This window comes from Nonomuraea terrae (assembly GCF_004348995.1).
Classification (GTDB): domain Bacteria; phylum Actinomycetota; class Actinomycetes; order Streptosporangiales; family Streptosporangiaceae; genus Nonomuraea; species Nonomuraea terrae.
In genome coordinates this window covers 1-10,669 of the sequence record NZ_SMKQ01000266.1, presented here as the reverse complement: position 1 = coordinate 10,669, position 10,669 = coordinate 1, and the positions used below count along the sequence as shown (strand labels likewise).

General features: G+C 72.5%; 11 protein-coding genes. 5 read left to right on the top strand and 6 right to left on the bottom strand.

The genetic code is table 11. The features are described 5' to 3' along the window. Window positions 1-189: 189 nt before the first annotated feature. From E1286_RS42705 to E1286_RS42680, 6 genes are all read right to left on the bottom strand, one after another. Complete coding sequence (locus E1286_RS42705; RefSeq protein WP_132622384.1) at window positions 190-1,062, bottom strand: pentapeptide repeat-containing protein; 873 nt, start codon at window positions 1,060-1,062, stop codon at window positions 190-192. A 46-nt stretch (window positions 1,063-1,108) separates the two neighbouring features. Continuing rightward, window positions 1,109-1,873 (bottom strand): GNAT family N-acetyltransferase, encoded by a 765-nt coding sequence (locus tag E1286_RS42700; protein ID WP_132622382.1) that lies wholly within the window; start codon window positions 1,871-1,873, stop codon window positions 1,109-1,111. Between the two features lie 40 nt (window positions 1,874-1,913). Then, window positions 1,914-2,633 carry a polyprenyl diphosphate synthase gene (gene uppS / locus E1286_RS42695; protein ID WP_132622388.1) on the bottom strand — a complete coding sequence of 240 codons (720 nt, stop codon included), beginning with the start codon at window positions 2,631-2,633 and terminating at the stop codon, window positions 1,914-1,916. Window positions 2,634-2,782: 149 nt separating this feature from the next. Continuing rightward, window positions 2,783-3,748: a small ribosomal subunit Rsm22 family protein gene (locus tag E1286_RS42690; RefSeq protein ID WP_132622380.1), complete on the bottom strand. Its 966-nt coding sequence runs from the start codon at window positions 3,746-3,748 to the stop codon at window positions 2,783-2,785. A 308-nt stretch (window positions 3,749-4,056) separates the two neighbouring features. After that, complete coding sequence (locus tag E1286_RS42685; protein ID WP_132622378.1) at window positions 4,057-5,556, bottom strand: xylulokinase; 1,500 nt, start codon at window positions 5,554-5,556, stop codon at window positions 4,057-4,059. 119 nt (window positions 5,557-5,675) lie between these two features. Then, window positions 5,676-6,257, bottom strand: a complete 582-nt coding sequence (locus tag E1286_RS42680; protein WP_132622376.1) for a TetR/AcrR family transcriptional regulator — start codon at window positions 6,255-6,257, stop codon at window positions 5,676-5,678. 76 nt (window positions 6,258-6,333) lie between these two features. On the opposite strand from E1286_RS42680, the gene E1286_RS42675 reads away from it, so the two are divergent. The 5 genes from E1286_RS42675 to E1286_RS42655 all read left to right on the top strand — a co-directional run. Then, entirely contained in the window at window positions 6,334-7,299 is a 966-nt protein-coding gene (locus E1286_RS42675; protein ID WP_132622374.1) for a DsbA family protein, read from the top strand. Between the two features lie 321 nt (window positions 7,300-7,620). Beyond that, complete coding sequence (locus E1286_RS42670) at window positions 7,621-8,526, top strand: alpha/beta fold hydrolase (RefSeq protein ID WP_132622372.1); 906 nt, start codon at window positions 7,621-7,623, stop codon at window positions 8,524-8,526. Between the two features lie 365 nt (window positions 8,527-8,891). Continuing rightward, on the top strand, window positions 8,892-9,329 hold the full coding sequence (locus E1286_RS42665) for a hypothetical protein (RefSeq protein WP_132622370.1): 438 nt from the start codon (window positions 8,892-8,894) through the stop codon (window positions 9,327-9,329). A 244-nt stretch (window positions 9,330-9,573) separates the two neighbouring features. After that, the gene (locus E1286_RS42660; RefSeq protein WP_223190888.1) at window positions 9,574-10,017 is read left to right on the top strand and encodes a GNAT family N-acetyltransferase; all 444 of its coding nucleotides are present in this window, start codon (window positions 9,574-9,576) and stop codon (window positions 10,015-10,017) included. Between the two features lie 119 nt (window positions 10,018-10,136). After that, window positions 10,137-10,669, top strand: a 533-nt coding sequence (locus E1286_RS42655; RefSeq protein WP_223190887.1) for a transposase domain-containing protein, incomplete at its 3' end; no start/stop codon positions are given.

The following is a 10,669-nucleotide window of genomic DNA, read 5'->3' as shown; positions in this document are numbered from 1 at the left end:
GGCTGGTGGAGGTGCCGGGCGAGCACCTCGACGAAGGCCTCGAACGGCTGCGCCGCTGCGGCGCGTGCCTGGCCGACGCGCCTCTCGACGAGTTCTGCGACAAGCTGCTCACCCGCCTGTCCATGGCGCGTACCGACGACATCGCCATGATCGCCGTACGCCTGCCCGGCGCCTGAGCGCGCGGCCGGGTCAGCGGCGGTTGCGGCGCCCTGAGGGACGGCGGCGGGGGCCGGCGGGGCGCGAGGCGGTGTCCGGCCAGTGGGCGGGACGGGTGAGAGCGGCGGGCAGGCGCGTGGCCTGGTCGCCCTGGGCGGCGTTCACCTGGGGCTGGGTGAGGAAGATGCCGCCGGTCAGGTCGGCGCCGGACAGGTCGGCGCCCCGCAGGTCGGCTCCGATGAGATCGGCCTGCCGCAGGTCGGCGCCGCGCAGATCGGCCCCGATCAGGTACGCGCCGCGCAGGTTGGCCCCGCGCAGGTCCGCCCCGCGCAAGCGGGCCCCGATCAGGTCGGCGCCGCGGCGTTCACCGCCGCCGAGCCCGGCCCGCGCCAGCTCGCTCGTCCGCAGCAGCAGCTCGTTGACCTCGGCCCGGTGCGCCGCCACGTCGAGCTTCTCCAGCACGTCCGCGCTCTCCCGGGTCAGCCGCTCGGTCCGGTCGAGCGCGTCGGCCAGCGCCGGGCGGATCGGCCGGGCGGCCTCGATCTCCAGGGCCTCCGCCAGATACCACAGCAGCTCGTGCAGCTGCCGCATGACGGGGAAGACGGCGTACATCTGCCGCGCCGACCCGGGGGCCTCGCGCCAGCTGCGCCCCTCGAACGTGACCTGCGAGACCTTCTGACCGGCGCCGAAACAGTCGAACACCGTGCACCCCGGGAAGCCGCGCGGCCGCAGCTCGGCGTGGATGGCGCAGCGGAAGTCGTCGCGCAGGTTGCGGCACGGCTGCCCGGCGTCCTTGTCGGCGGCGAAGTCGGCCGAGGCCGAGAACGGCAGCGCGACGCAGCACAGCCCGAAGCAACTCTCGCAGTCGGCCAGCAGGCCGAGCTCGCGTGGGTTCGTCCCCAGCAACGTGTCGATCTCCTCAGGAGTGGTGGGTGCGGCAGGTCAAGGGTACTCACGCGTGGACGTACGGCGTCGTCGTGGTGAGCGACGCGAAGCCCAGCCGCTCGAGGATGGGGCGGCTCTGGCCGGAGGCGTCCACCTGCAGGTATCGGTGGCCGCGGGCGACCGCCTCGCGGGCCCGGTGGGCCACCAGCGCCCGGTAGACGCCCCTGCCCCGCCACTCCGGCGCGGTGCCGCCGCCCCACAGGCTGGCGAACCGGGTGCCGGGGTGCAGGTCCATGCGGGCGGCGCTGACGGGGACGTCGCCCGCCATGGCGAGGACGGCGACGACGGAGCCGGCGGCGAGCTGCTCGGGCAGGCGCGCCCTGATGTGGTCGCCCGGGCCGAAGGCGAGCTCGTGCACGCGGGCCACCAGCTCCACGTCCTCGGGCCCCGTCACCGGGACGAGCCTGACGCCGTCGGGGAGCACGACCTCCCCGGCGACCGTCGCGGCCTCGGCCACCATGAGGGTTTCGGCAGGCTCGGGGACGAAACCCGCGGCCAGCAGGCGCCTGTCGAGGTCGGCCGGCCGGTCGTGGCCGTACAGCTTCCACTCGAACGGACGCCCGAGCGCGCCGAAGTAGCGCACCTGCTCGGCGATCGCCGCCTCCGCCCGGTCGTCGTCGAGGCCGGACCAGATGACGCCGTTCCAGCCGTGCTCGGGGCCGACGTGGCGCACCACGTCACCGGCGCGTTCGGCCCGGGCGCCCGGGCCGTCGGGGGCGGACTCCCGGCGCAGCTCACGGTCGAACAGGGCCAGCACCTCATCGTGATTCATCCGGACACCTCACCAGCAGACGTGTCCTTGGGGCAAACGGTTATCCGCCGTAGCGCCGCTGGCGGGCGGCGAAGCTGCGCAGCGCCCGCAGGAAGTCGATCTCGCGGAACGCCGGCCAGTACGCCTCGCAGAAGTACAGCTCGGAGTAGGCCGACTGCCACAGCAGGAAGTTGGACATGCGGTGCTCGCCGCTGGTGCGGATCACCAGGTCGGGGTTGGGCTGCCCGGCCGTGTACAGGTGGCGGGTGATGTCGTCGGCGGTCAGCGTCGCGGCCAGCTCCTGCATCGACTGGCCCGCCTCGGCCCGCTCGTACAGCAGCTCGCGCATGGCCTCCACGACCTCCTGGCGGCCGCCGTAGCCGATGGCGAGCGTGAGGTGGAATCCGGTGGTGCAGGTACGGGTCGCCTCGACGGCGCTCTTGAGCGCCCGCGCCGTGGTGTCGGGCAGGAGGTCGAGCATGCCGGCGACGTGGACCTGCCAGTGGGAGTCCGGACGGTCGAAGTGCTCGCTGACCATCTCCTCGAGCACCTGCAGCAGGAGGGCCACCTCCTCGTCGTCGCGGTGCTGCAGGTTCTCCGTCGAGCACAGGAACACGGTCACGTGGCTGATGCCCAGGCCCTCACACCACGACAGCACGTGCCTGATGTGCTCGGCGCCGTACTTGTGGCCCATGCTCGGGTGGGCCAGGCCCATCTGCCTGGCCCAGCGCCGGTTCCCGTCGGCGATCAGGCCGACGTGGCGGGGCAGCGGGCCGGCCATCACCTGGCGGCGCAGGCGCCGGGCGTACAGGGAGTGAAGGAGGTCAGTGTGCACACTTCCAGAATGGACCCGGTGCGGCACTGGAATCTGATCTTTCCTGATTTCCGGTGCCGAGACATGTGATCGTGTGACGGGCGGTGCGCGGGGCGTCACCGCGGCGGCCAGGCGTCGCCCCATTCCACGTCGCGGGCGGCCCGGTAGAGGTCTCCGTGCCGTTTGGAGACGATCACGTCGCTGAGGCCGTCGTCGCTGCACAGGCGCAGGGAGACCACGCCCTTGCGCTTCTGCGGATGGCGCAGGACGCGCCCTGCGGGACGCGGCCCCGGGACGGCCGCGGCGGCCACGTACGAGAACTTCTCGTCCTCGAAGCTCAGCGTTCCTGCCTTGACGCGGCGGTGCAGGGGGCTCCTGGGGAGGCGTACGGAGAAGTGGCACCAGTCGCGGCCCGGCTCGATCGGGCAGCGGCCGTCGTGCGGGCAGGGGGCGAGCACGGTCAGCCCCGAGGCGGTCAGGACCTCGCGCGCCGCGGCGACCGTGGCGTAGCCGACGGGAGTGCCGGGCTCGACGATCACGACCATGGCGGCGTCCGCGGCCAGCCACCGCACGACCTGCGCCTGCTCCGCCTCCGGGATCTCCCCCAGCGCGTACGACATGGTGACCAGGTCGGCGGCGGGCCGGTCGAGGCCGTGGTGGATGGCCGCCTGCCGCCACGTCGTGCCGTCCAGCGTGCGGGACGCGCGGGCCAGGCGCCTGCCGAGGTCGATGACGTGCGGGTCGTGCTCGATGACGGTGATCATCTCGACCGACGGCCACACCTCGGCCGCCGCCCAGATCGCGGCGCCGGTGCCGCCGCCGGCGTCGAACTGGCTGCGCGGCGCGAACCCCGGGCTCAGCGCCGCCGCCCGCCGCAGGGCCGTGGCGGCGGCGGCGTAGGTGGCGGGCATGCGGTACGCGGCGTAGGCGGCGACGTCGGCGCGCGAGCGCAGATGGTTGCCACCGGTCGAGATGCCGGTGCGGTAGCGCTCGGTGAGCCGGGCCGTGGCCTCGGCGAGCTCCTGCGGCGTGAAGCGGGTCAGGGCGCGGTCGAGCGCGGTTCTGAGTTCTTCGGGAAGCATGGCTGGATCCACCCAGGACGACGTGTTGAGGACGGGACGGGAAGGCACAGGGCGCCGGGCGACCGCGCCGGGCGACCGACGGACGACGGCGCGACGGCAGCGGATGACCACGACGGGCGACGGGCGTCCGTGACGCCGGGCGCGCGCCGGCGATCGGCTAGCGCGCGCGGTGCCCCCGCCAGGAAGCGGCGAAGACCTTGCCGAGACGCATGCGAACCCCCTCGATCGTGCCCTGGTCACCGGGCGGAGACGACCGTACCAATCATGCGCCACCATGCACGCCCCCACCACCGCCTTCGTGCCGGGAGTCAGTCCTGTGCGCCGCGCCAGGCGTCCAGACGGGCGTGGACGTCCCGCAGCGCCTCGTACGAGCTGGTGTAGACGTCGTAGAGCGGGTCGAGCAGGTCGGCGCGGGCCGGATCGGGGTCGAACACGCGGTCGACGAGGACCGCTGCGCGGGTGGCGGTGGTGATGTCCGGGTGGAGGCCCGCGCCGACGGCGCCGAGCAGGGCCGCGCCGAGAACGGCTCCGCTGTCGCGGGCCGTCAGCCGGGCGACGGGGCGGCGCAGCACGTCGGCGAAGATCTGCGCCCAAAGGTCGCTGCGGGAGCCGCCGCCGGACAGGGTGACGGTGTCCAGCGGGACGCCGCAGGCGGCCTCGACCGCGGCCAGCGCCTGGCGGCCGGACATGGCGACCCCTTCCAGGACCGCCCGGGACAGATGGGCGTCCGTGGTGTCCGCGCCGAGCCCGAGGAACGCGCCGCGTACGGCGGAGTCCCACAGCGGGGCGCGTTCGCCGAGCAGGTGAGGGGTGAAGACCACGCCGGAGGCGCCGGGCGGCGCGCACGCGGCGGCATCCAGGACCTCCGGCACGCTCAGGGATCGAGCCCGGCTCCACCACGAGAGCGCGTCACCTCCGGCCTGGGTCGGGGCGGCGTGCACGTACAGGCCGTCGGTGCGCGGGAAGGTGACCACGCCACGGTTCGGCAGGCTCTGCCGGGAGGCGCCCGCGACGATGAGGGAGGTGCCGCACGACAGCAGGGCGCGGCCGGGCTCGGTGGTTCCCGAGCCGAAGACGGTGCCGAACGCGTCCATGGTGCCGGTCACCGCGGGGACCCGCCCGAGGCCCTCCGCGGTCACGGGCCCCAGGGGCGAGGCGGGGGCGGCCAACGGCGGCAGCCGCTCGGCGAGTCCGTCGACCAGGGCGATGGCTTCTGGCGCGTACCGGTCGCCGGAGCCGTCGACCAGGCCGACGGAGGACAGGCCGTCGCTGCGGACCGTGCCGGTGAGCCGGGCGTTCACCCAGTCCTTCGGGCTGAGCACCCAGCGGGTACGGGCCCACAGCTCCGGATGGCGGCGGCCGAACCACGCGGCGCGGCAGACCAGCCGGGAGGCGTCCAGCGTGATCGGGCCACCCCAGATGCGGGTCTTGTCCTCGGCGGTGAACCGTCCGTCGAGCTCCCGTGCGACGGCGGCGCACCGCTGGTCCTGCCAGGTGATGGCGGGGGCCAGCGGGCGCAGCTGATCGTCGGCGAACACATGGGTGTTGACCTGGCTGACCAAGCCCACCGAGCGGACGTCTCCGCCCGGCACCCCGTCGAGGACCGCGGCGATGCCGCGCAGGCAGCCGTCCCACCAGTCGCCGGGGTCCTGCTCGGCGTACCCGGGGCGGGGGCGCGCGGTGGCATGGCCGACGGTGTGTGCGCGCAGCAGCGCGCCACCGGCGGTGAACAGGGCGGTCTTGACCGCGGTGGTGCCGACGTCGATGCCGAGGATGAGATCGCGGGAGCGTCCCTGGCTGGCGTTCATGACCGGGAGGTTAGCGCCGTCCCCACACCTGCCGGACAGGCGGCACAGCCCATCCCCCACGCACGCCACCGCACAGCCCGGCTCACGCCGGCCCCTTCACAACGGCGGCTGGGAGCGCGTCAACCATGCGGGGCGGGTGCGGAGGCGGTGCGGAAGAGGCGCCAGAAGGCCAGTGCGGCGTCCCCGGGCCCGCCCGGCTGCCCGGCCGACACCCAGTGGGCGATCACGCCGACGAGGGCGCCGGCCAGGTAGGCGGCGTGCACGTCGGCCGGCACGTCGTCCCACCCCGCGGGCCGCCGGCCGGCGGAGAAGCGCCCGGCGAGCTCGGCGGTCAGGCGTTCGCGCAGGCGGGCGGAGAAGCGGGCGCTGCCGTGGGGGCCGAGCATGCGCGTGTACAGGGTCGCGGCTCCCGCCACGTGCTCGAACAGCTCTCGCAGCGGGCCCGGGACGCGGTCGCGAGGCGCGTCGAGCGGGCACAGGGCGGCGGCCCGCGCGACCGCGGCGACGGCGTCCTCCATGGCGTCGGTCACCAGGGCGTCCACGTCGGGATAGTGCAGGTAGACGGTCGCACGGTTCACCTCCGCGCGCTTGGCCAGCGCCGACACCGTGATGGACGCGAGCTCCTGCCGCGCCGCCAGGTCGAGCACGGCGGCCTTGAGCCGGGCACGGGTGCGCTGCGCGCGTGGATCATCCGAGTTCACACCGGCCACTATACGACAGCCATCGCTTAAACGACATATGTTGACTAATTGACATTTGTCGCTTAAAGTACGGGGCATGATGATCGAGATTTGGGCGGACGTCGTCTGCGGGTGGGCCCACATCGGCAAGCGGCGGATGGAGAAGGCCCTCGCCTCCTGGGGCGGCGAGCCGATCGAGGTGGTCTGGCGGCCGTACCAGACAGACCCGATGGCGCCCGTCCACTCGGAGCCGCTGGAGCAGGCGCTGCGCGACCCAATCGCCGACGGCGCGCTGCGCGCCTGCGTGCCCGGGCTCTCCCCCGCCGAGAGCCGCGCGCGTGCGGCCGACGCGGCCGTCGCGGAGGGGCTGGGCCCGCACTGGGGCGCCGAGTGGCGCCCCAACACCCTGCGGGCGCACCAGCTGATCGCGCTGGCGTACGAGAAGGGCGGCGCGGAGCTGCAGGGCCGCGTCGTGGAGCGGGTGCTGAACGCCCACTTCGTACAGGTCCGCGACATCGGCGACCCGGCCGTGCTGTCCGAGATCGCCGCCGCGGAGGGGCTCGCCGACGATCTCGCCGGCACCGGCCCGGAGCTGGTGCGGGAGCTGCTGCTGACCGGCAAGGCCAAGGGCGTGCGCACGTCCCCCACGATCGTCGCGAACGACCTCGCGCTGGAGGGCGCGCAGCCGCCGGAGGCGATCAGGGAGTTCCTGGAGGACGCGAGCCGGCACACGCCGCGCCGGCTGCCCGCCGAGGTGCTGCGGCTGCGCCACGCCGAGTCGCTGCTCGACCAGAGCGACCCGCTCGGCGCGCTCACACTGCTGCGGCCCCTGATGGACGAGCACGGCGCCGACCGGGGCGTGCGCATGCTGGCCGCCCGGGCGTACTTCGCTTCGGCCCAGCTCAACCGGGCGCGCACGGCACTGGAGACCCTCGTGGCCGAGTCGCCCGACGACTCCTACGCCCGCCACCTGCTCGGCCGTACGCTGCAGCGCCAGGGCCGGCAGGACGAAGCCGCCTCCCACCTGACCCTGGCCGCCGCCATGACCCCCGACTACGCCTAGGGAGTTTCAGAGCTCGGCGTTCGGCGTCCCGGCCGGCCGCCCGCGGCAGTCGCGGGCGGCCGGCCGGATGGTGCGGCCTTCCGCGACGGCGTCGCGGTCGGCCTGGGCCACGAGCCGACCTCCTGACTCCTGTGCGTCGCGGCCGTCGTCGTCCCGGCAGTTCGTCCCAGGGCGCCGCCTGATGGTCCGCGACCAGCCGGAGACAGCGCTCTCTGCGCTCTCCGGGCGCGACGAATGGTGCGCATTCGCGTCGCCGTCGCCTTCGCTGCGCCCACGGTGAACGGGCATGCGTCCGGCCGAGGCCCGGGTTAGCGTGCGGGCATGCCGATGATCGACAAGCTTGCGGTCGCGTACGAGGAGTCCGGGCCCCCGGCGCCGGCGGGCACCGTGGTGCTCGTGCACGCCGCCGTGGCCGACATGCGCATGTGGCACCACCAGTTCCGCGGCCTGGCCGAGCGTTACCGGGTGATCCGCTACGACTGGCGCGGCCACGGCCGCTCCGGCGACCCGGACGGCGAGGTCTGTCACCACGAAGACCTGCTCGCCGTCATGGACGCGCTGAAGGTCGAGCGGGCCGCGCTGGCCGGCTGCTCGATGGGCGGCGCGTACGCCGTCGAGGCGGCGCTCGCCGCGCCTGACCGGGTCGCCGGGCTCGCTCTGATCTGCTCCGGGCTGAGCGGGCACGTCTGGCCGCCGGAGATGCTGGAGCAGGCGCGTGAGCGCGTCCACTCGTCGGTGCCCGCCGAGCGCCTGGCCCGTTACCGCGAGGGGTCCGCCGGTCACGTAGATCCGGCGGACGCACAGGCCATGGCGGAGGCGCACACGCTGTGGCAGGTCGCCGGTCCCGGGCGCGATCGCGACGCGCTCTCCGACACGGTGTGGGAGGAGGCGGTGGACATGTGCCGGCTGATGTTCGAACGCTCCTGGTCCGGCCCCCGGGCCACCGAGCGGTACCTCGACCCTCCGGCCGCCGGGCGGTTGCACGAGGTCGCCGCACCCACACTCGTGATCAACGGACTGTCGGACGTGCCAGGCATCCAGGAGGTCTCGGGCCTGCTCGCCGGCGGCATCCCCGGCGCCCGCCGCATCGACCTCCCGGAGACGGGACACCTCCCGCCCCTGGAACGACCGGTTGAGGTCACGGAGGCGCTGACGACGTTCCTCCGCGAGGCGGTCTTCAGCCCTGATACCGGATATCGCACGCCCGAAGCCCCTCATCGTGCATAGCGCCCAGCAATGGCGCATGAAGCGCGACCTCCGCGCGAAGCCTGGCGACGGCATGGGGAGCGCGCTCCCGCATGAGATCCGGCTATCACGTCAAGCGGGAAGCCAGGCCATTGCATGTCACGCTCTGCCGCGAGAACACATGACCCCCTGCATGAGGCGCGTCGATGGCGTGGGAAACCGGTCCTCATGCGTGGCTCCACCGCCAGTGCGTGAGCACCGTCCTCGCGTGGATTCCGGCCATCAGGCAGGAAGCGTGGGTCATCAGCGCGGGAATTCCAGTTAGCGACGTCCGATAGCAGGTCGGGGCCGCCTGCGGGCGGCCCCGACGGCGCACCATCACGACACACAGGACCATCAGGACGATCATGACGCAGATCATCGCCCAACTTCTGGATCGGCGAGAGATTCTGAAGTACCTCACCGGGATCGCGGACGTGGAGGAGGAGTCGGATGTCTATGACATCGACACCGACGGCTGGATCGGGACTGGCGACAACGCTATCGCGATCGACGAAATTGACAGCGAAAGGTGCCTGATCAAATACGAGCTCTGGGACGGGGCGCCACCGCCGCTCGACTCCTGGGATCGGAGCTGGTCCGGACACGTACGCTTCGTCTCCGGGAGGGTGTGCACCCTGAGCGACTACGACGGCGACACGACTTACGGGGAAGAGTTCGACCTGGGCCGCCGGGGCACGCTCTGGCAGGTGACCATTCATCGCAAGGCGCTCGGCCACGAGGAGTTCACACCTGACCTCGTCGGCGTCACCCTGCTGAAAGCACAGTTCTGGCCCGCGCCTTGAGCGACGAGACCAGGAAGGACTGCTGCCGGCCCTGCAGGCAGACAGCAGTGAGCACAGTGCGCCCCTTCATCGTCTGGAACTCCAGCCGGCAACGCGCAAAGGCCAGCGAAGGGACGTTCGACGTCAGCGTCTCCTTCCCAATCTTGCCGACCGGACGAAGGATCGACCGTCCTGCGGGCACGCCCCTCCCCTGAATAGGCTCGGACAGGTCATTTCACGCCGAGAACATCAGGGAGCCCGATAAGTGGTGATCATCGCCCAGGAGACGTCCTTCGACGAGGCCGAGGTGTTCGAGCTCTACGACTCGGTCGGCTGGCACCCGTGGACGCGCGACGTCGCCCGGGTGTGCCGGAGCCTGGCCAACTCGCACCTGGTCATCACCGCCAGGGACGAGTCGGGCAAGCTGCTCGGCCTGGCGCGGACGGTGTCCGACGACGAGATCGTCTGCTACGTGCAGGAGTTGCTGGTCAACGCCCGGCACCACGGCAAGGGTGTCGGCCGCCGGCTGCTGGAGCACCTCAAGGATCGGTACGCGCACTGCCGCTACTTCGTCCTCACCACCGACCACGAATCCACCCCGGAAGGACCCGCGAACCATGCCTTCTACCGCCGCCTCGGCCTGATCGAGCACCACGAGCAGGGCCTGTCGGTCTTCGGCCTCCGGGTGCGCGACCCGCGCAGCCTCTAGACCCAACGCCGTTCAGTTAAGGGGAAAGGGCTGTTCGTCAAGACCGGTGAACAAAGCAGCGGAGCCGCTGTAGAAGAGGTCTGTCACTCCAAGACATCCTCACCACAGGAGCTCCGCTGTTGGAACAGGTTGCCATAGAACGAACGGCCAGGGTAGCCGCGGGGGTGTTCGCGCCGGGGCATCTGGGCGAACTGACCCGGATCGTCCCGTTCGAGATGGTCGATGAGGTGCTGGCGCAGACTCGTGCGCTGCAGCGCAGGGTCCGGCTGGTGCCGGCCCGAGTCACGGTCTACCTGCTGCTGGCCGCGGCGTTGTTCACCGGGCTGGGCTACCTGCAGGTCTTCGACCGGTTATGCACGGGATTGGCGGGCCTGGCGCCGGTACGGCCCAGCGGCAGCGCTCTTCGCCAAGCCCGCCAGCGACTGGGAGCAGCACCGATGAAGGCGCTGTTCGACCTGATCAGCGGCCCCGCGGTGACGACCGCTGCCGCAGGGTGGTGGCGAGGCCTGCGGGTGGTCGCCATCGATGGCACCCTGCTGCCGATCCCGGACAGTGCCGCCAACCTTACGGTCTTCACCCGCCAGCGACTCGGCAACGGCATCTCGGGATACCCGCAACTACGGCTGGCCGCACTGGTGGCCTGCGGCACCCG